The organism is Kitasatospora sp. CB02891 (assembly GCF_002803145.1).
Classification (GTDB): domain Bacteria; phylum Actinomycetota; class Actinomycetes; order Streptomycetales; family Streptomycetaceae; genus Kitasatospora; species Kitasatospora griseola.
Window position 1 is genome coordinate 1 of the sequence record NZ_NNBO01000010.1, and the last position, 19,888, is coordinate 19,888.

The window sequence follows — 19,888 nt, forward strand, 5'->3', positions numbered from 1 at the left end:
CGGCGGGCAGGGCGGCCAGGGCGGCCGTCCGCAGCTCGGCCAGGGCCCGATGGGCGGCAGCCCCGACCTCTTCACCCCGGGCGCGACGTCCGGTCCGTCCGCGCCCTCGGGCCCGGCGGGCACCGGCACCCGGCGCGGGCCGGCCGAGGCGCCCGGGCAGGGCGGCTTCGGCCCCGGCGGTGCGTTCGGCGGCGGTGGGGCCCCGGGCGGCCGCGCCGGTGGTCTGCCGACCCGTTCGGTCGGCCAGTCGCTGCGCGAGAACCCGGCGCCGGGCGTCTCCGGCCCGTCGGCCCCGGCCGGTCCGGGCGCGGGTACGGGTGCGGGCGCCGGTGCGCCGGCCGGTGGCGGGCTGCCGCCGCGGCGGGTGCCGGGTGCGTCCGGTGCGCCGGGTCTGCAGGGCGGGCCGGGCGGCCAGGGCGGACTTCCGCCGCGCCGTCCGCAGAACCCCCAGGCACCGCAGGGATCGCAGGCCCCGCAGGGCGGGCTTCCGCCGCGTCGTCCGCAGGCTCCGCAGGGGCCGCAGGGGCCGCAGAACCCGCAGGCGCCGCAGGGCGGTCCGGAGCGGGCCCGTCCGACCGAGGGCCGTCCGGGCTTCGAGGGCCGTCCCGGCTTCGAGGGCCGTCCCGGCTTCGAGGGCCGTCCGGGCGCCGAGCCGACCCAGCACGGCCGGGCCGAGCAGCTGCCGACGCGCCGTCCGCTGCCGCCGCAGCAGTCGGCCGCGCCGCTGGAGGCCGCCCCCGCCGACCAGTCGGGCGGGTTCGCCCGGCCGCGGTTCGAGGCGTCCGACATCGACCCGCGCGACCCGCTGGGCCTCGGCCTGGTGGAGCCGGTGCTGCCGGACCCGGTGGGTCAGGGCGTGCCGCCGGTGCCGCAGCCGCAGCCGCAGGAACGGCAGGCCCCGCAGCAGTTCGCGGAGCGGCCGCAGCCGATGGCGCTGCCGACCGCCGGCGAGTCGGCTGCCGCCCCGGCGCCGGCCCCTGAGCAGGTCCGCTCCCGCGGGTACCAGCCGCAGCGGCCCGGTACCAGCGCGCCCGGGTTCGGCCGGCCCCAGCCGCAGCAGTCCCGGCCGGCCCCGCAGGCTCCGCAGCCGCAGGCCCCGCAGGCTCCGGCCGCGCGGCCGCAGCAGCACCAGCAGCCGCAGGCCGACCCGTTCCAGCAGCAGCGTCCGCAGGGCATGCCGCAGCGGCCGGTGCCGGGTGGCCCGCAGGGCTCCCCGCAGCGTCCGGCGGCGGAGCGTCCGGCCCCGCAGCCGCAGCAGCCGCAGCCCCAGGCCCAGCAGCAGCCGGCCGGTCCCGGTCCGGACGCGCCGTGGCGCCCGTCCGCGAACGACGAGCGCTGGCGGCGGGCCGAGCAGATGCGCGAGCCGCAGACCGACGGCCTGACCACCTCGGGGCTGCCGCGCCGCACCCCGCAGGCCAACCTGGTCTCCGGCAGCGCCGAGGCCAGCCCGCTGACGGGTCCGCAGGTCTCGCGCAGCCCGGAGGAGGTGCGCGGCCGGCTGACCAACCTGCGCCGCGGCATCCAGCAGGGCCGCCAGGCCGGTTCGCAGCAGCCGGGCTCCGGCCGTCCCGCGCCGCAGCAGCGGCCGGGCTTCGACTTCGGCGGCACGTCCGAGGGCCACCGGGGAGCCCAGTTCGACGCCGATGGCAACAACGGCTTCGGCCCCGAGCACCAGGAGCGTTGAGTTGAGTCAGATGATGAGCCAGGCCGCACAGAACCTGAACTGGCTGATCACCAACTTCGTGGACAACACCCCCGGGGTGTCCCACACGGTGGTGGTCTCCGCCGACGGTCTGCTGCTGTGCATGTCCGAGGGGTTCCCCCGGGACCGTGCCGACCAGCTCGCCGCCGTCGCGTCCGGACTGACCTCGCTGACCTCCGGCGCCAGCCGGATCTTCGAGGGCGGCGACGTCAACCAGACCGTCGTGGAGATGGAGCGGGGCTTCCTGTTCCTGATGGCGATCAGCGACGGCTCCGCGCTCGCGGTGCTCGCCTCGCCGGACTCCGACATCGGCCTCGTCGGCTACGAGATGGCCCTGCTGGTCGACCGCGCCGGCGCGGTGCTCACTCCGGCCCTCCGGGCCGAGCTCCAGGGCAGCCTGCTGCACTGACGGCCGGTCGGCCCCTTCGACTCCTCTGCACCACCCTCACCGTGCCGGACCCGTCAGATCCCGGGTCCGGCACACCCACCCCCAAGTCTTCCCGGCACGGTGGCTGACATCCGGTCAGCCGGCTGGCCCCGGGCTCCGGCCGCGGACGACTGCAGCACAAGGAGGACGCATGCCCCCGACACCCGCCGGCACATACGGCAACGGGTACGGAAACGGCTACGGCGGCCAGCAGTCGGACGGCTACGAGCAGCAGCCGCTGGTCCGCCCGTACGCCATGACCGGCGGACGCACCCGGCCGCGCTACCAGTTGGCCATCGAGGCGCTGATCTCGACCACGGGCACCAACCCCCCGGGCGTGCTGCTGCCCGAGCACGCGCGGATCGTCTCGCTGTGCCGTGAGGTCAAGTCGGTCGCCGAGATCTCCGCGCTGGCGGGAGTCCCGCTGGGAGTGGCCCGCATCCTCGTCGCAGACCTGGCCGAGGCCGGCCTGGTCGCCATCCACCAGCCCGCCGCGGCGGGCGAGTCGGGCGGTACGCCTGACGTGACGCTGCTCGAAAGGGTCCTCAGTGGACTTCGCAAGCTCTAACGCGGCCGCCCCCAGCCGCGCGACCACCTCCGCCAAGATCGTCGTCGCAGGCGGATTCGGCGTGGGCAAGACGACGCTCGTCGGCGCGGTCTCCGAAATCAACCCCCTGCGCACCGAAGCCGTCATGACCAGCGCCTCCGCCGGCATCGACGACCTCAGCCACGTCTCCGGCAAGACGACCACCACCGTCGCCATGGACTTCGGCCGCATCACCCTCGACGAAGACCTCATCCTCTACCTCTTCGGCACCCCCGGACAGGACCGCTTCTGGTTCATGTGGGACGACCTCGTCCGCGGCGCCATCGGCGCCGTCGTCCTCGTCGACACCCGCCGCCTCGCCGACTGCTTCCCCGCCCTCGACTACTTCGAGAACAGCGGACTCCCCTTCGTCGTCGCCCTCAACGGCTTCGACGGACACCAGCCCCACACCGGCGACGAAGTCCGCGAAGCACTCCAGCTCAACGCCGACATCCCCATCGTCACCCTCGACGCCCGACGCCGGGACAGCGCCAAGAGCGCCCTCATCACCCTCGTCGAGCACGCCCTCCTCGCCCGCCTGCGGTGAGTGGCGGAAGGCCCGGCCGGGGGCGCGCGCCAAGGGTGGTTCGCGTCCCCCGGTAACAGTTCGAACAGACATTTGCCGGGGCTTTCTGACCGTACGTAGTCACCCGGTTCCGGTCCGCGCCAATGGCCTAGACCTTTGCGGAAGTTCCGCCGCAAATGTCCGCTTTCTGCCCCGGGCATGCGGGTGGGGCAGCCGTTTGTCCGCTTCTCCGGCTCGTGTTGAATTCCAGCTACCCCGTAGTATCCGAGCGGGTCGCGGCCCGTCGGGGGGTAGCCGCCGGATTGATCCATGGCCGCCAGTCGGTCGAGAGGTTGTTGTCGAGTGAGGCGTAAGCAGCCAGTCACCCCGCAGCGGCGCTCCGAGCCCCGCCAGCAGGAACCGGTAAGCGGCCAGACCACCGGTCAGTTCTCCGCGTTCACCGCGGCCGAGGACCGCGGTGAGCCGCAGCGCACCGCCCCCGCCGCAGCCGGCGAGTCGGCCGAGCGGACCGGTGCCGGCAAGGAGGCCCCGCGCCGCGTCAGCAGCCGGGCCGACTTCCTTTCACCGCTGAACTGGCGGGTGCCGACCCGCCTGGTGGCGATCCTGGTCATCCCCGTGGTGATCGCGCTGGTCTTCGGCGGCCTGCGCGTCAACACCTCGCTGGACGACTACACCAACGCCGACCACGCGGTGCGCGTCGCCAAGGTGGCGAGCGCCGCGACCAAGCTGGCCGACGCGCTGCAACAGGAGCGCGACGAGAGCCTGGTGCCGCTGCTCACCGGCCAGGGCGACCAGGGCGAGGTGAAGAAGCTCCGGGAGCGGACCGACCAGGCGCTGGCCGAGTACCGCGCCACCTTCGCCAAGGTCAAGGACGACCCGACGGTCGCCCGCCGCAACGCCCAGTTCGAGTCGATGGCGCTCTCGCTGGACCACCTGCGGCAGAACGCGTACAAGAAGGAACTGTTCGCGACCGCGACCGCCAACGCGTACTCGATGATCTTCGCGCCGCTGCTGGCGATGGACAACTCGGTCGGCTTCGGCTCCACCAACGTCACCTCCAAGGGCCGCGCCATCTACGCGATGTCGCTGGCCAAGGCGTCCGCCTCGACCCAGCGCGCGCTGATGCTGCACCTGCTGGTCGGCCTCGGCGTCGGCGGCGTGGACGGCCACCAGGGCCAGGACCTGATCCAGGGCCTGATGGTCGCCTCCAAGCTGGAGCAGACCGCCCGCGACGAGTTCAACACCGCCTCCAGCGACGAGGAGGTGAAGGTCTACTCGGACGCCGAGGTCGCCCAGGCCACCGCCGACCAGCGCCTGCCGCTGCGCATGCCGGACGGCCACACCATGCCCACCATGGGCGCGCTGCTGATGGTCGGCATGAGCTACGGCAACCAGCTGGCCACCGCCGCCTCCGACCGCGACGCCGCCGCCCGCATCATCAACGCGGCCGGCGCCGACGGCCTGACCCGCCCGCTGTGGGACCAGGCCACCAAGAGCCACATGAGCGCGCTGCGCGCGGCCGAGGGCGAGCTGCTCGACCAGGTCGTCGCCGACGCCCAGGCCATCAAGGACCGGGCGTTCACCGACTGGGTGCTCAACTCGCTGATCGTGATCGCCTCGCTGGTGCTGGCCGGTCTGCTCACCGGCTACATCGCCCGCTCGATGATCCTCGGCATGCGGACCCTGAACACCGCCGCGCTGGACATCGCCAACCACCGTCTGCCGGAGCTGGTCGACAAGCTCTCCAAGACCGACCCGGAGCGGGTCGACACCGCGGTCGCCCCGATCCCGCTGCACGGCAAGGACGAGATCGGCGAGGTCGCCCGCGCCTTCGACCAGGTCCACCAGCAGGCCGTCTCGCTGGCCGCCGAGCAGGCGCTGCTGCGGGGCAACGTCAACGCGATCTTCACCAACCTGTCGCGCCGCAGCCAGGGCCTGATCCAGCGCCAGCTGGCGCTGATCACCGACCTGGAGAACAACGAGGCCGACCCGGACCAGCTGGAGAACCTCTTCAAGCTGGACCACCTGGCCACCCGTATGCGCCGCAACGGCGAGAACCTCCTGGTCCTCGCGGGCGAGGAGCCCGGCCGCCGCTGGAACACGCCCGTCCCGCTGGTCGACGTGCTGCGCGCCGCCGCCTCCGAGGTGGAGCACTACGAGCGCATCGAACTGGCCGGCATCCCCGAGGCCGACGTGGTCGGCCCCGCCGTGACCGACCTCGTCCACCTGCTCGCCGAGCTGCTGGAGAACGCCACCACGTTCTCCTCCCCGCAGACCCGGGTGCTGGTCAACGCCACCGGCCTGCCGGACGGCCGGGTGCTGATCGAGATCCACGACAAGGGCATCGGCCTGACCGCCGAGGACTTCGCCGAGATCAACGAGAAGCTCGCCGAGCCGCCCACCGTGGACGCCACCATCTCCCGCCGCATGGGCCTGTTCGTGGTCGGCCGGCTGTCCCAGCGGCACGACATCCGCGTGCAGCTGCGCCCGTCGGGCGAATCGGCCGGCACCACCTCGCTGGTGATGCTGCCGCAGCAGCTCACCCAGCTGGCCCGGATTCCCGAGCCGCAGGGCGAGGAGTTCACCGTCTCGCGGATCTTCGCCGAGCAGGAGCCCACTCCCGCCGAGTGGACCTTCGACGGCCCGGAGCGCACCGCCGCGGAGCTCGGCTTCGACGACCACCTGCCCACCCCCGGCCTGCCCGCCGGCGGCAACGGCTTCTCCCCCGCGCTGGAGTCCATGCAGCGCTCGCAGCGCCTGGAGGAGCGCCGCCGGGCCGCCCTGGAGATCGGTCCGGGCGCCGCCGCCGGGGAGCCGATGGAGGCGGAGCTCCTGGAGTCGCCGTACGGCGCCGAGGAGCCCCTCGCGGAGAACGGCTACCAGGCCGCGTACGCCGACGACTACCGCCGTCCGGAGTCCGACCCCTTCACGGCCCCGTACGAGCCCCAGCAGGCCGCCCAGGACGCCGGCTACGGCTACCAGGGCGCCGACTACGGCCAGGACCCGTACCCGCCCGCCGAGCAGCGCTACCAGGACGACCCGTACGCGCCCGAGCAGTACCGGGCCCCGTACGCGCCGGCCGGCTACCAGGACGACCCCTTCCAGGGCGGGCAGCAGTACGGCGACGAGTACCAGCAGCCGTACGCCGCCGGGCAGTACGCCGAGGAGCAGTACCCGGAGGCGCAGTACGCCGACGAGTACCAGCAGGAGTACGGCTACGAGGAGCCCGCCGGGCACCCGTACCCGGCCGAGGAGCTGCCGGCCCTGCCGCCGGCCGGTGGGACGACCGGCAGCGGGCTGCCGCAGCGCCGGCCCGGCCAGCAGCTGGCCGGCGCGGGCGGCGGGCAGTCGGCCGCCGAGAGCCCGAACTGGTTCACCGGCGCGAAGGACACCTCGGAGCCCGTCGAGTCGCGCGGCCACGACGTGTCGGCGCTCGGCGGCTACGGGCCGACCGGCCCGACGGCGGCGCCCAGCGAGTGGGAGTCCCCCAACGACGGCGACTGGCAGCGCGCGGAGAAGCTCCGCGAGCCCTCCAGCTCCGGCACGACCCCGTCGGGCCTGCCGCGCCGGGTGCCGCGGCAGAACCTGGTCCCCGGCAACGCCAAGCCCACCCCGCAGGAGGGGCCGCAGGTCTCCCGCGACCCGAACGAGGTCCGCGGCCGCCTGACCAACCTGCGCCGCGGCGTCGAGCAGGGCCGCCAGGCCGGCGGCGACTCCGGTACCACCGGTACTTTCCGCATCGACCCCGACCAGGGGGCGTACGGTGATGGACCGCACAACAGCAGCACCGATCTCTTCGGCGGCTCGAACCAGCAGGAGCGTTGAGTTGACCCAGATGAGCCAGGCCGCACAGAACCTGAACTGGCTGATCACCAACTTCGTGGACAACACCCCCGGGGTGTCCCACACGGTGGTGGTCTCCGCCGACGGTCTGCTGCTGTGCATGTCCGAGGGGTTCCCCCGGGACCGTGCCGACCAGCTCGCCGCCGTCGCGTCCGGACTGACCTCGCTGACCTCCGGCGCCAGCCGGATCTTCGAGGGCGGCGACGTGACCCAGACCGTGGTCGAGATGGAGCGGGGCTTCCTGTTCCTGATGGCGGTCAGCGACGGCTCCGCGCTCGCGGTGCTGGCCTCGCCGGACTCCGACATCGGCCTCGTCGGCTACGAGATGGCCCTGCTGGTCGACCGCGCCGGCGCGGTCCTGACGCCCGCTCTGCGGGCCGAACTCCAGGGCAGTCTCCTGCATTGACGGTTCGTCGGATACCGTCCTGGTATTCGAAAGACCTCATTGCCCGTCCCGAGGTCGCTTCGGCGGCCTCGGGACCGGGCGTTGTACGGCCTTCGCACCACCGGCCCCGGCGCTCCTCGGCGACGCGGCCAGCTACGCACCGCCGCACCCCTTTGAGGAGATGAACCGTGACACCGCCCGACCACAGTGGCCAGTTCGGCGTCCCGTACGCGGGCTCCGGCCACGACGCTTTCGGGACTCCCGGCGTCGGCCACGGTCAGCAGCAGCAGTACGCGCCGCAGTTCAACAACGGTGGCCAGTCGTACCTGCCCCCGCAGTCCGACCCGCGCTGGCACCAGCAGCCCGGCGGATACGGCCAGGCCTACCCCGGCCAGGAGGCGTTCCCGCACGACCCCGCCGACCTGCCGCACCGTTACGAACCTCCGCACGCCGAACATCCTTACGAGGAAGACGAGTTCGACGAGTACGAGGACACCGAGCCGCTGATCCGCCCCTTCGCCATGACCGGCGGACGCACCCGGCCGCGCTACGAACTCGCCCTGGAAGCACTGGTCTCCGCGTCGGTCGACCCGGCCCGGATGGCCACCCTGCTGCCGGAGCACCAGCGGATCTGCTCGCTGTGCGCCTCCGACGTCAAGTCGGTGGCGGAGATCTCCGCCCTGCTCGGCCTCCCCCTGGGGGTGGCCCGCATTCTCGTGGCGGACCTGGCCGAGGCCGGCCTGGTCGCCATCCACCAGCCCGCAGCCGGCGGTGAATCCGGCAACCAGCCCGACGTCACGCTGCTCGAAAGGGTCCTCAGTGGACTTCGCAAGCTCTAACGCGGCCGCCCCCAGCCGCGCGACCACCTCCGCCAAGATCGTCGTCGCAGGCGGATTCGGCGTGGGCAAGACGACGCTCGTCGGCGCGGTCTCCGAAATCAACCCCCTGCGCACCGAAGCCGTCATGACCAGCGCCTCCGCCGGCATCGACGACCTCAGCCACGTCTCCGGCAAGACGACCACCACCGTCGCCATGGACTTCGGCCGCATCACCCTCGACGAAGACCTCATCCTCTACCTCTTCGGCACCCCCGGACAGGACCGCTTCTGGTTCATGTGGGACGACCTCGTCCGCGGCGCCATCGGCGCCGTCGTCCTCGTCGACACCCGCCGCCTCGCCGACTGCTTCCCCGCCCTCGACTACTTCGAGAACAGCGGACTCCCCTTCGTCGTCGCCCTCAACGGCTTCGACGGACACCAGCCCCACACCGGCGACGAAGTCCGCGAAGCACTCCAGCTCAACCCGGACATCCCGATCATCACCCTCGACGCCCGACGCCGGGACAGCGCCAAGAGCGCCCTCATCACCCTCGTCGAGCACGCCCTCCTCGCCCGCCTGCGCTGACGAAGAGGTCATGGTCACGCCCAGAAGGGGGCGTGCGGAGCCTTCCGCACGCCCCCTGGGCACTTCCTCGCACCGGCCGCTGCTACGGCTGCTGATCGGCCCTCAGCAGGCCGTAGGTGTACGCGTCCTCCAGCGCCACCCAGGACGCCGCGATCACGTTGTCCGCCACCCCGACCGTCGACCACGTCCCGGTGCCGTCGGTGGACTCGATCAGCACCCGGGTCTTCGAACCGGTGCCGTGCTGGCCCTCCAGGATGCGGACCTTGTAGTCCACCAGCTCCAGCTTCGCCAGCGGCGGGAAGATCGACTCCAGCGCCGCCCGCAGCGCCTTGTCCAGCGCGTCGACCGGGCCGTTGCCCTCGCCGGTGGCCACCTTCCGCTCGCCCCGCGCCCACAGCTTCACGGTGGCCTCGTTGCCCGCCCGGCCCTCCGGGCCCTGCTCGCTGATGGTCCGCCAGGACTCCAGCTCGAAGAACCGCAGCCGCTCGCCGCCGTTCACCTCGTCGCGCAGCAGCAGCTCGAACGAGGCGTCCGCCGCCTCGTAGGTGTAGCCCAGGTTCTCCTGCGCCTTCACCCGGGCCACCACCCGGCCCGCCAGGTCGCGGTCGCTGGACAGGTCGTAGCCCAGCTCCTTGCCCTTCAGCTCGATCGACGCCCGGCCCGCCATGTCGGACACCAGCATCCGCATGGTGTTGCCGACCAGCTCCGGATCGATGTGCTGGTACAGGTCCGGGTCCACCTTGATCGCGGAGGCGTGCAGGCCCGCCTTGTGCGCGAACGCCGAGAAGCCGACGTACGGCTGGTGGGTCGACGGGGTCAGGTTGACCACCTCGGCGATGGCGTGCGAGATCCGGGTCATCTCGGCGAGACTGCCGGCCGGCAGCACCCGGCGGTCGTACTTCAGCTCCAGCGCCGCCGTCACCGGGAACAGGTTGGCGTTGCCGACCCGCTCGCCGTAGCCGTTCGCGGTGCACTGCACGTGCGTGGCGCCCGCGTCCACCGCGGCCAGCGTGTTGGCGACCGCGCAGCCGGTGTCGTCCTGCGCGTGGACGCCCAGCCGGGCGCCGGTCTCCGCCAGCACGGTGGCGACGATCTCCCGCACGCCCGCCGGCAGCATGCCGCCGTTGGTGTCGCACAGCACGACCACGTCCGCGCCGGCCCCGTGCGCGGCCCTGACCACGGCCAGCGCGTACTCCGGGTTCGCCCGGTACCCGTCGAAGAAGTGCTCGCAGTCGATGAACACCCGGCGGCCCCGGGAGCGCAGGAACTCCACGCTGTCCCGGACCATCTCCAGGTTCTCCTCCAGCGTGGTGCGCAGCGCGAGCTCCACATGCCGGTCGTGGGACTTCGCCACCAGCGTCACCACCGGCGCTCCGGACGCCACCAGCGCCGCCAGCTGCGGGTCCTCGGCGGCCTTCCCGCCGGCCCGGCGGGTCGCCCCGAACGCCACCAACTGGGCGTTCTTCAGCTCCAGTTCGGCCTGGGCACGGGCGAAGAACTCGGTGTCACGGGGGTTGGCGCCGGGCCAGCCGCCCTCGATGAAGCCGACGCCGAACTCGTCCAGGTGGCGCGCGATGGCCAGCTTGTCCGCCACGGTGAGGTTGATCCCCTCCCGCTGGGCGCCGTCGCGGAGCGTGGTGTCGAAGACGTGGAAGCCGTCGTGCGGGCGGCTGTTGGCCTCGGTCATGGCCCTGGGTTCTCCGTTCGGTGGAGTTTTTCGTGCATTTTGCCGGGATCGGAATCCGGCTCCACTGTCCAGCATCCCGCGCGCGTCCCCGGTGTCTCCGGGCCCCTCGTGAGGGCCCGGGCCGGTCCGGGACAAAACAAAAGACCCCTCGCGGGTGCGAGAGGTCTGCGCGCGGGTCTGGACGCTGGTGGTCGCTCCGCGATCAGGGTGTTGCCACGGAAGCGGTCACTGCGGACCGGCGCGCCTGCTGCTAATAATCAGCGAAAGCGAGGACACCCTCGCAGTCTTGCACACGCCCGGTCCGCGACCGGAACCCGTCTCGCCATCCGAAACGGCTCAGATCAGCCGGTCCGTAGCCAGGTCGAACCCGAACGGCTTGGGCAGCGGCAGCGGATCGCCGGCCGGCACGATGTGCGTCCCCGAGTAGTCACCCTTCTCCGGGTGGCTGTACAGCACGACCTCGCGGCGCTGACGGTCGACCAGCAGGTACAGCGGGATTTCCGCGGCGGCGTAGCCCAGACGCTTGGCCTCCCGGTCCCTGCCCGGGTTGCTGGAGGTCACTTCCACGACCATCAGCAAGTCCTGCGGCTCCATCCACGGCGGCTGCTCGTCGAACGCACCCTCCATGGCAAACGTCATGTCCGGGATGAACTTGCCGCCGGGAACGTTCAGGCCCTTGTTCCCGGCGAGCGTGATGTCACCGTCGGACAGTCGGAACACCTGGCGGCTGATCCGACCGAACACGGCCTCGTGGTTGCCGTCCGGCGGTGGGGTCAGGACGATCTCTCCCTCGATGAGCTCGGCCTTGAACCCCTTCGGGGTGTGCATGGCCAGAAAGGCTTCGAGGAGGTCGTCCTCCGGGCTGGGCCCGACATCGCTGGCGTCATGCATCGCGGCGGTCATGGTCCCTCCCTCCTATCCGATCTGCTCAACGAGTGGAGTTTTTCCGAGGTTATCGAGCCCGGGCGTTCCGCCATGGAATGCCCGGGCCGGGAGGCGTCAGACGATCTTGTGGAGCCAGTTGTGGGTGTCCGGGCGGTGGCCGCTCTGGACGGCGAGGAGGGCCTCGCGGAGCTGCATGGTGACGGGGCCGGGCTCGCCGGTGGCGACGGTCCAGTCGGCGGTGGCGGACTTGACGTGGCCGACGGGGGTGATGACGGCGGCGGTGCCGCAGGCGAAGACCTCGGTGATGGTGCCGTCGGCGTTGCCCTGCTTCCACTCGTCGGTGGAGATCTTGCGCTCCTCGGAGCGGTAGCCGAGGTCGCCCGCGAGGGTGAGCAGCGAGTCGCGGGTGATGCCGGGGAGCAGGGCGCCGGAGAGTTCGGGGGTGACGACGGTGGCGTTCTCGCCCTCGCCGACGACGAAGTAGAGGTTCATGCCTCCCATCTCCTCGACCCACTTGTGCTCGGCGGCGTCCAGCCAGACCACCTGGTCGCAGCCCTTGGCGGCGGCCTCCGCCTGGGCGACCAGCGAGGCCGCGTAGTTGCCGGCGCACTTCGCGGCGCCGGTGCCGCCCGGTGCGGCGCGGACGTAGTCCTCGGAGAGCCAGACCGAGACCGGCTTGACGCCGCCGGGGAAGTACGCACCGGCCGGCGAGGCGATGATCATGAAGATGTAGGAGTCGGCCGGACGCACACCCAGGCCGACCTCGGTGGCGAACATGAACGGCCGCAGGTAGAGGCTCTGCTCGGCCTGGTTCGGCACCCACGCCTGGTCCTGCTGGACCAGCAGCTCGACGGCCTCGACGAACGCCTCGACGGGCAGTTCCGGCATCGCCAGGCGGCGGGCGGAGGCCTGGAAGCGCTCGGCGTTGGCCTCCGGGCGGAAGGTCGCGATGGAGCCGTCGGCCTGGCGGTAGGCCTTCAGGCCCTCGAAGATCGCCTGCCCGTAGTGCAGGGTCATGTTGGCCGGGTCGATCTCCAGCGGCGCGTACGGCGTCAGCTGGGCGTCGTGCCAGCCGCGGCCCTCGGTCCAGCGGATGGTCACCATGTGGTCGGTGAAGATCCGGCCGAAGCCGGGGTTGGCCAGTCGTGCCTCGCGCTCCGCGTCGGACAGCGGCTGCGCCGAGGGCTTGAGGTCGAACGTGATGGGCGCCTGGGTGGGCGTACTCATGGCTGTCTGTCCTTCACCGTGGGGTTTGGCTGGGCCACCGCCGGGCGGAGGAACGCATGACGGCACGGCCCACTGTCGATACTCGCATCCAGAGGGCCGTGCCGAACAGCCGGGAGGCTGTACGTATATGAACCGGCCCGTCGGCCGGAATTGTGGTCCGGCCGGTCAGCCCGATACTCGGGCGGCGAGCGCGTCGCCGACCTCGGAGGTGGACCGGGCGCCGGCGCGCTCGGTGAGGTCCGCGGCGACCGCGGCCTCGACCTGGGCCGCCTCGGCGGCGAAGCCGAGGTGCTCCAGCAGCATGGCGACCGACAGCACGGTGGCGGTCGGGTCGGCCTTGCCCTGGCCGGCGATGTCCGGGGCGGAGCCGTGCACCGGCTCGAACATCGACGGGAAGTCGCCGCTCGGGTTGATGTTGCCGGACGCGGCCAGGCCGATGCCGCCGGTGACGGCCGCGGCGAGGTCGGTCAGGATGTCGCCGAACAGGTTGTCGGTGACGATCACGTCGAACCGCTCGGGCTGCGTGACGAAGAAGATCGTCGCCGCGTCCACGTGCAGGTAGTCGGTGGTGACCTCGGGGAACTCCCGGCCGACCTGCTCGAAGATCCGGGTCCACAGGTGGCCGGCGTGCACCAGCACGTTGTTCTTGTGGACCAGCGTCAGCTTCTTGCGCGGGCGGGCCTGGGCGCGGCGGTAGGCGTCCCGGACGACCCGCTCGATGCCGAACGCGGTGTTCAGGCTGACCTCGGTGGCGACCTCCTGCGGGGTGCCGGTGCGCAGCGTGCCGCCGTTGCCGACGTACGGGCCCTCGGTGCCCTCGCGGACCACCACGAAGTCGATCTCCGGCTGCCCCGCCAGCGGCGACTGCACACCCGGGAACAGCTTGCCGGGACGGAGGTTGATGTGGTGGTCGAAGGCGAACCGCAGCTTCAGCAGCAGCCCCCGCTCCAGCACCCCGGACGGCACGCTCGGGTCGCCGATCGCGCCGAGCAGGATCGCGTCCTGCCCCTTGAGCTCCGCCAGCACCGCGTCCGGCAGCGTCTCCCCGGTCCGGTGGTACAGCCGGGCCCCGAGGTCGTACTCGGTGGTCTCCAGCTTCACATCGGAGGGCAGAGCGGCGCGAAGCACCTTGAGGCCCTCGGCCACGACCTCCTGGCCGATGCCGTCACCCGGGATCACTGCGAGACGAATGGTGCGAGACATGTTTCGGACAGTACAACCGTCCCAGGCCCTGAGCACGCGCCGTCCACCATCTGGACGGGGCGTCAGCTCGGCTCGATGTCGACGGGGAACGGGTGCTCGATCTTGAGCCGGTCGTGGAAGATCCCGGTGGGGGTGTAGCGGTTGCTCGCCGGGTCCAACTCGTAGGTGTGGACGACGGGTCGGCCGTCGACGTTCTCCACCCGCCAGAAGAAGCGGATGCCGGCGGCGGCGTACTTGACGGGCTTGATCTCGCGGTCGCGGATCTTCGACTCGCCGGACACCACCTCGACCGCCAGCAGGACGTCCGCCGCAAGGCTGAAGGTCTGGCTCTGGCCCGTGTTCCCCGCTTCGGCGACCACCATGAGATCCGGCTCCGGTCGATTGCGAGTGTCGATCTTGACCGACATCTCGCGCAGGACCTCCCACCCCGAGGGGACGGCGGCGGCCAGCGCGTTCTCGAGAACGCGCAGCACGCGCATGTGGAACCTCACCTGCGGACTCGCGAAGACCAGGCTCCCGTCGATCAACTCGGTGTGCGGCGGGAGGTCCGGCAGTCGGTCGAGGTCGTCGGCGGTGTAGCCGCCGACCGGCGGGCGGAGCCAGTCCGGGTACGGGTCGACGCTCATCAGTGCTCCCATGGCGGGGATTCCGGCCTGTGCTGTCAGGCTACCGGGTGGTTTCCCGCCCGGGACCACCCTTCTGAGTGAGCAGTTGGACGCGCTGCCCGACCCGGTTCAGGTGGTGGATGAGCAGGGCGTCCCGCAACGCGGTGCGGAGGGTCTCGCCGGGGCGGACGGTGTGCAGGACGGGGGTCGGGCGGGTGAGGTCGACGGGGTACGGGCCGAGGGCGGAGGGGGTCGGGTCCGGGCCGGTGGAGAGGGTGTAGTGGAGGTCGGTGGCCGGGGGGAGTGCGGCGAGGCGGACGGGGAGGAGGACGGTGTCGGAGTCGAGGAGGGCGGTGTCGGTGTCGCCCCAGCGGCCGTTCAGCGGCTGGACGTCGAGTTCGGCGCCGGTGCGGGCGTCGAGGGTGCGGGCGACGAGGACGTCGCTGCCGGGGAGGCGGTCGGCGAGGACGGTGGCGTCGGGGGTGCCGTCGCCGTCGAGGTCGAGGGAGGCGCGGAGGCCGTGCGCGCCGACGGGCGTCGCGGCGGGGGCCGACAGCACGGCGGCGAGGTGGAGCACGCCCTGGTCGTCGACGGCGGCTGCGGCGTCCCGCAGCTCGGCGGCGGGGTCACCGGCGGTGCCGCCGGGCTGCAGGACGGTGAGCAGGTCGGGCTGCGCGACGGCGAACCCGGCGGGGGTGCCGAGCGCGGTGGCGTCGGTGGCGTGGCGCGGCGCGGCGAACAGCGGGACCCGGAGCGCGGGCAGTCCCGGGTCCGCGGGGGTGAGGACGAGCCGCCCGGACAGTTCGCTCCGGTAGGTGCGGGCGTGCCCGGCCTGGACGAGGTCGAGGGTCGGATCGGGCGCCCGCCCGAGGCCGCTCCCGAGGCGCAGCGTGACGGTGACCTTCGCCGTGCCGTACGGCGGCAGCACCACCCACCCGGGCGACAGCCCGAACGTCGCGCCGGGAACCTCCGTCGAGCCCGAGTAGCCCACCCGGTAGGCGAGGTGACGGTCGCTCAGGTTGCGGACGGCGACCTCGCGGGTGGCCGTGTACGCCCCGGTGGCCTCGACCACGCCGAACGAGACGCCGACCGCGCCCTCCAGCTGGGTGCCGTACGCGAGGGCGGGGGTGCGGACGGCTTCGTCCACCCGGACCCGGCCGCTGCCGGTGCGTTCGGGGCCGTACACCGGCCCGGTGCGGTCGTCGTGCAGGTAGGTGTCGGTGGCGGTGTTCATCAGCGCGGCCTTGATCTCGGCGGCGCTCCGTTCGGGGTGCGCGGAGCGGACCAGCGCGGCCAGGCCGGCCAGGTGCGGGGTGGCCATCGAGGTGCCGTCCTCGCGTTGGCCGTCGCTGCCGGAGCCGGCCTTCGCCGACCAGATGGTCTCGCCGGGCGCGGCCAGGTCGGGTTTGACGATGCCGTCGACGCCGATGCCGCGGGAGGTGAAGGAGGCGAGGGTGTCGGTGCGCTGCGGCTGGTCCTGCGGGACGGCGCCGTGCAGCGGGTTTCCGGGGGCGGCGAGCCGGACGGTGACGGGGCCGTTCCGGGCGGCGGTCAGCAGCCGTTCGCCGTCGGCGCGGGCCAGGATCGCGGCGGGGATCCGTTCGTCGCCGGCGATCTCGCCGAGGCTGTCGCCGTCGGCGGCGTACAGCGCGCCGATCGCTCCGGCATCGGCGGCGTGGTCGGCACGCGGGGCGGAGCCGCAGGTCCGGTCGGCGTCCTTGGTGGTCCAGCGCAGGACCGCGATCCTCCCCCGCAGCCGGTCCGCGTCGGCCTGGTCGAACGCCGCGCAGCCGTCCGGGTCCGCTGCCGGAACCGCGAGTTCGCCGCTCACCGCGGCGGTGTCCCACTGGGTGTACCGGCCGCTCCAGTGCGCGGGGACGGTCCCGGCGAGGTCGGCGGGGGCGAGCACGGTGATGCCGTCGGCGTCGCCGTGCCGGTCGACGGAGGCGGCGGCGGTGAGCACCCGGGCGGCGGTGCCGGGGCTGCCGCCGATGCCGTACGCGTCGCCCTCGTTGCCGGCGGCGGCGACCACCACGGTGCCGAGGGCGGCGAGCCGGTCGGCGGCGAGGGCGTCGGCGTCGTCGGGGCGGCCGAAGGGACTGCCGAGGGAGAGGTTGACCACGTCGAGGCGGTCGGAGAGGTCGCCGTCGCCGTTCGGGTCGGCAGCCAGGTCGAGGGCGGCGGCGAGCCGGTCGGTGGAGCCGTGGCAGCCGAACACCTTGATGGCGTACAGCTGGGCGCCGGGGGCCGCGCCGGGGGCGACCTTGAAGCCGGCGGGGTTCAGGCCGGGCCGGTAGGGCCCGCGGTAGGGCTTGCCGTCGGCGGTGACGCCGAGGCCGGCGGCGGTGCCGGCGACGTGGGTCCCGTGGCCGTTGGCGGCGCAGTCGAGCGGGTTGTCGTCGGGGTGCGGGTCGGGCTGGTAGTGCTCGGCGGCCGGGTCGGGGTCGTAGTCGTCGCCGACCAGGTCCTTGCCGCCGATCACCTTGTCGTTGGGGAACAGTCCGGCGGGCGCGGGCGCGGCGCCGTCCACGGCGCGGTAGGCGTCGGGGGTGCCGGGGCCGCCGAAGTCGGCGTGGGTGTAGTCGATGCCGGAGTCGACGATGCCGATCCGGACGCCTTCGCCGGTGTGCCCGGCGGGCCCGTCCCACACGTTCGGGGCGCCGGTGAGCGGCACCGAGTAGCCGTTGGCGGGCCGTTCGAGCGTGATGGGGTGGACGGCGCGTACGCCGGGCAGGCCGGCCAGGCGCGGGAGTTCGCCGGCGGGCAGCCGCAGGGCGAGCCCGCTGACCAGGGTGCGGGTGCGGTACAGCGGGCGGGCGTGCGGGACGGCGCGCCGCAGCGTGGCGGTGAGGGTGTCCAACGAGCGGTCGGCGGCGGCGCGTTGGGCGCTTCCGGCGGCGGCCGCGGCGCGCCTGGCCTGGTCGGGGGTGCGGAGTTCGCGCCGGGCGCTGTCCTGGGCGCGCCGCCAGGCGGTGGCGGCGGGCTCGGTCGACAACTCCAGCAGCACGGCGGTGCTGGGCCCGGGCGACCCGACGGGGTGGGCGGGTGCGGTCGGGGCGAGCAGGGCGAGGGTGGCGAGGAGGCCGAGGGCGGTGCGCACCGCCCCAACCTAGGAGCCGCCGCGGGGCCGGGTGCGGACGTTCACCGCATGGGTGACGGTAAGTCACCCGACCGGCGCAGTACGGCGGTTGGTGCTCAGCCCTCGGCGGGGGCGCCGTTGTCCCGGCGGTCGAGGGCGCGCTGCAGGGCGGCGGCGGTGCGCGGGTCGGCCTGGGCGCGGCGACGGCGGCGCTGGGCGACGGCAGCGGCGGCGGAGGGCGTGGTGGGGGCGGTGGTGCGGTCTGCGACGAAAGGCATACCGGGCTCCTAGATGCGGGGGCGCAGCAGCGCGCGAGTGCGAGGGTCGGTGACGGAGGGGTACGCCTGGCAGGGGTCGCCTGCCGTACCGCGTACGTGCCCACGGGCCACGCGCCCCGGCGTTGCGGGGGTGGCGCACCGTATGACTACTCCACAGTACGACGGGTGGGCCGCACTGTCGTCGAAATTACTTGGATTTCCTAGTATCTGAGACGGCGACGGCCGCCGGGTATGCGAACGGCCCTTCCGCCTCAAGGTCGGAAGGGCCGTTCGGGGGTGCCGAGGGGGCGTCAGCCCAGGTTCACCGAGCGGGCGAAGCGGGCGCCGATGGCGGCGGCGATCTCGGTCAGGACGTCCTGCGAGACCTCGGTGTCGACGGTGATCGAGGCGAGCGCGCTGTCGCCGTCGCGGGCCACCTGCATGCCGGCGATGTTGATGCCGGCGTCGCCGAGGATCCGGCCGAGGGTGCCGACCACGCCGGGGCGGTCCTCGTAGTGGAAGAACGCCATGTGGTCGGTGAGCGCCACGTCCACGTCGAAGCCGTCCACGCCGACGATCTTCTGGGTCTGCTTGTGGCCGGAGAGGGTGCCGGAGATCGACACCTCCTCGCCGTTCGCCAGGGTGCCGCGGACGGTGATCACGTTGCGGTGCTCGGGCGACTCGCTGGACGTGGTCAGGCGGACCTCGACGCCACGCTCCTGGGCGAACAGCGGGGCGTTGACGTAGGACACCGTCTCCGCCACCACGTCCTCGAACACGCCCTTCAGCGCGGAGAGTTCGAGCACCTTCACGTCGTGCTGGGTGATCTCGCCGCGGACCTCGACGTCGAGGCGGACGGCGACCTCGCCGGCCAGCGCGGTGAAGATCCGGCCGAGCTTCTCGGCCAGCGGCAGGCCCGGGCGCACGTCCTCGGCGATCACGCCGCCCTGGACGTTGACCGCGTCCGGCACGAGCTCGCCGGCCAGCGCGAGGCGCACCGACTTGGCGACCGCGATGCCGGCCTTCTCCTGCGCCTCGTCGGTGGAGGCGCCCAGGTGCGGGGTGGCGACCACGTTGTCGAAGGCGAACAGCGGCGAGTCGGTGCACGGCTCCTTGGCGTACACGTCCAGGCCGGCGCCGGCGACCCGGCCGTCCTGGAGGGCGCGCAGCAGCGCGTCCTCGTCGACGATGCCGCCGCGGGCGGCGTTGACGATCCGCACGCTCGGCTTGACCTTGTGCAGTGCCTCGTCGCCGATCAGACCGATGGTCTCCGGGGTCTTCGGCAGGTGCACGGTGATGAAGTCCGAGACCTCCAGCAGCTCTTCGAGCGAGAGCAGCTTGACGCCCATCTGGGCCGCGCGGGCGGCCTGGATGTAGGGGTCGTAGGCGACGATCTTCATGCCGAACGCGGACATCCGCTGCGCGACCAGTACGCCGATCCGGCCGAGGCCGACCACGCCGAGGGTCTTCTCGCTGAGCTCGACGCCGGTGTACTTGTTGCGCTTCCACTCGCCGTCCTTGAGCGCGGCGTTGGCGGGCGCGATGTTGCGGGCGACCGAGATCAGCAGGCCGCAGGCGAGTTCGGCGGCGGTGACGATGTTGGAGGTCGGCGCGTTGACGACCATCACGCCGGCCTTGGTGGAGGCGGCGACGTCGACGTTGTCCAGACCGACGCCGGCGCGGGCGACGACCTTGAGCTTCTTCGCGGCGGCCAGCGCCTCGGCGTCCACCTTGGTGGCGGAGCGGATCAGGATGGCGTCCACGTCGGCGATCGCGGCCAGCAGTTCGGTGCGGTCGGCGCCGTTGCAGTGCCGGATCTCGAAGTCGGGGCCCAGCGCTTCCACGGTGGCCGGCGAGAGCTCTTCAGCGATCAGAACGACAGATTTGCTCACGACAGTGTGTCCTAACTGTCCGGTTCACCCCGCCACACGGAGGTGGCGTGCACAGGGCGGGGGAAGGTGGCATGTCGCGTAGCTAGACGCACGACGCTGTGGGCCTGACGCGTATTCGGGAGTCTATCGGCGGGCCGCCGGGGGGACTGCTCCCGTCCGGCGAAATCACCCGGACGGGAA

General features: G+C 72.7%; 15 protein-coding genes and 1 pseudogene. 8 read left to right on the plus strand and 8 right to left on the minus strand.

Annotated elements, in window-relative coordinates:
* The 8 genes and pseudogenes from CG736_RS21915 to CG736_RS21950 all read left to right on the plus strand — a co-directional run.
* Positions 1 to 1,684, plus strand: a pseudogene (locus CG736_RS21915) (hypothetical protein); the annotation flags it as partial.
* Between the two features lie 13 nt (positions 1,685 to 1,697).
* Positions 1,698 to 2,111 (plus strand): roadblock/LC7 domain-containing protein, encoded by a 414-nt coding sequence (locus CG736_RS21920; protein WP_035873530.1) that lies wholly within the window; start codon positions 1,698 to 1,700, stop codon positions 2,109 to 2,111.
* A 169-nt stretch (positions 2,112 to 2,280) separates the two neighbouring features.
* On the plus strand, positions 2,281 to 2,697 hold the full coding sequence (locus CG736_RS21925; RefSeq protein ID WP_100587916.1) for a DUF742 domain-containing protein: 417 nt from the start codon (positions 2,281 to 2,283) through the stop codon (positions 2,695 to 2,697).
* Positions 2,678 to 3,262 (plus strand): ATP/GTP-binding protein, encoded by a 585-nt coding sequence (locus tag CG736_RS21930; protein ID WP_100587917.1) that lies wholly within the window; start codon positions 2,678 to 2,680, stop codon positions 3,260 to 3,262. Before CG736_RS21925 ends, CG736_RS21930 begins: the two co-directional genes overlap by 20 nt.
* Positions 3,263 to 3,583: 321 nt before the next feature.
* Positions 3,584 to 7,066 (plus strand): nitrate- and nitrite sensing domain-containing protein, encoded by a 3,483-nt coding sequence (locus tag CG736_RS21935; protein ID WP_232734108.1) that lies wholly within the window; start codon positions 3,584 to 3,586, stop codon positions 7,064 to 7,066.
* 10 nt (positions 7,067 to 7,076) lie between these two features.
* Positions 7,077 to 7,490 carry a roadblock/LC7 domain-containing protein gene (locus CG736_RS21940; RefSeq protein WP_014138208.1) on the plus strand — a complete coding sequence of 138 codons (414 nt, stop codon included), beginning with the start codon at positions 7,077 to 7,079 and terminating at the stop codon, positions 7,488 to 7,490.
* 167 nt (positions 7,491 to 7,657) lie between these two features.
* The gene (locus CG736_RS21945; RefSeq protein WP_100587919.1) at positions 7,658 to 8,308 is read left to right on the plus strand and encodes a DUF742 domain-containing protein; all 651 of its coding nucleotides are present in this window, start codon (positions 7,658 to 7,660) and stop codon (positions 8,306 to 8,308) included.
* Positions 8,289 to 8,873 carry an ATP/GTP-binding protein gene (locus CG736_RS21950; RefSeq protein ID WP_100587920.1) on the plus strand — a complete coding sequence of 195 codons (585 nt, stop codon included), beginning with the start codon at positions 8,289 to 8,291 and terminating at the stop codon, positions 8,871 to 8,873. Before CG736_RS21945 ends, CG736_RS21950 begins: the two co-directional genes overlap by 20 nt.
* A gap of 82 nt (positions 8,874 to 8,955) precedes the next feature.
* On the opposite strand, the gene cimA is transcribed toward CG736_RS21950, so the two are convergent.
* The 8 genes from cimA to serA all read right to left on the minus strand — a co-directional run bounded on the left by cimA (position 8,956) and on the right by serA (position 19,708).
* Entirely contained in the window at positions 8,956 to 10,560 is a 1,605-nt protein-coding gene (gene cimA, locus CG736_RS21955) for a citramalate synthase (RefSeq protein ID WP_043916127.1), read from the minus strand.
* A gap of 336 nt (positions 10,561 to 10,896) precedes the next feature.
* Positions 10,897 to 11,463 (minus strand): Uma2 family endonuclease, encoded by a 567-nt coding sequence (locus tag CG736_RS21960; protein WP_100587921.1) that lies wholly within the window; start codon positions 11,461 to 11,463, stop codon positions 10,897 to 10,899.
* 96 nt (positions 11,464 to 11,559) lie between these two features.
* A complete protein-coding gene (locus CG736_RS21965) occupies positions 11,560 to 12,672 on the minus strand; it encodes a branched-chain amino acid aminotransferase (protein WP_100587922.1) in 1,113 nt (370 codons plus the stop codon).
* A gap of 165 nt (positions 12,673 to 12,837) precedes the next feature.
* On the minus strand, positions 12,838 to 13,875 hold the full coding sequence (locus CG736_RS21970; RefSeq protein ID WP_100587923.1) for a 3-isopropylmalate dehydrogenase: 1,038 nt from the start codon (positions 13,873 to 13,875) through the stop codon (positions 12,838 to 12,840).
* A gap of 62 nt (positions 13,876 to 13,937) precedes the next feature.
* The gene (locus CG736_RS21975) at positions 13,938 to 14,513 is read right to left on the minus strand and encodes a Uma2 family endonuclease (protein ID WP_100587924.1); all 576 of its coding nucleotides are present in this window, start codon (positions 14,511 to 14,513) and stop codon (positions 13,938 to 13,940) included.
* Positions 14,514 to 14,541: 28 nt separating this feature from the next.
* Positions 14,542 to 17,580 carry a S8 family serine peptidase gene (locus CG736_RS21980; protein ID WP_100587925.1) on the minus strand — a complete coding sequence of 1,013 codons (3,039 nt, stop codon included), beginning with the start codon at positions 17,578 to 17,580 and terminating at the stop codon, positions 14,542 to 14,544.
* 95 nt (positions 17,581 to 17,675) lie between these two features.
* Positions 17,676 to 17,837, minus strand: a complete 162-nt coding sequence (locus CG736_RS37145) for a hypothetical protein (protein ID WP_198520578.1) — start codon at positions 17,835 to 17,837, stop codon at positions 17,676 to 17,678.
* Positions 17,838 to 18,127: 290 nt separating this feature from the next.
* Complete coding sequence (gene serA / locus CG736_RS21985) at positions 18,128 to 19,708, minus strand: phosphoglycerate dehydrogenase (RefSeq protein WP_100587926.1); 1,581 nt, start codon at positions 19,706 to 19,708, stop codon at positions 18,128 to 18,130.
* Between the last annotated feature and the right edge of the window lie 180 nt (positions 19,709 to 19,888).

What these genes read in the sequence shown, in the direction of transcription:
- CG736_RS21920 (WP_035873530.1), top strand. Translation starts at nt 1,698, where the DNA reads ATGAGCCAGGCCGCACAGAACCTGAACTGGCTGATCACCAACTTCGTG.
- CG736_RS21925 (WP_100587916.1), top strand. Translation starts at nt 2,281, where the DNA reads ATGCCCCCGACACCCGCCGGCACATACGGCAACGGGTACGGAAACGGC.
- CG736_RS21940 (WP_014138208.1), top strand. Translation starts at nt 7,077, where the DNA reads ATGAGCCAGGCCGCACAGAACCTGAACTGGCTGATCACCAACTTCGTG.
- cimA (WP_043916127.1), bottom strand. Translation starts at nt 10,560, where the DNA reads ATGACCGAGGCCAACAGCCGCCCGCACGACGGCTTCCACGTCTTCGAC.
- CG736_RS21960 (WP_100587921.1), bottom strand. Translation starts at nt 11,463, where the DNA reads ATGACCGCCGCGATGCATGACGCCAGCGATGTCGGGCCCAGCCCGGAG.
- CG736_RS21965 (WP_100587922.1), bottom strand. Translation starts at nt 12,672, where the DNA reads ATGAGTACGCCCACCCAGGCGCCCATCACGTTCGACCTCAAGCCCTCG.
- CG736_RS21970 (WP_100587923.1), bottom strand. Translation starts at nt 13,875, where the DNA reads ATGTCTCGCACCATTCGTCTCGCAGTGATCCCGGGTGACGGCATCGGC.
- CG736_RS21975 (WP_100587924.1), bottom strand. Translation starts at nt 14,513, where the DNA reads ATGGGAGCACTGATGAGCGTCGACCCGTACCCGGACTGGCTCCGCCCG.
- CG736_RS37145 (WP_198520578.1), bottom strand. Translation starts at nt 17,837, where the DNA reads ATGCCTTTCGTCGCAGACCGCACCACCGCCCCCACCACGCCCTCCGCC.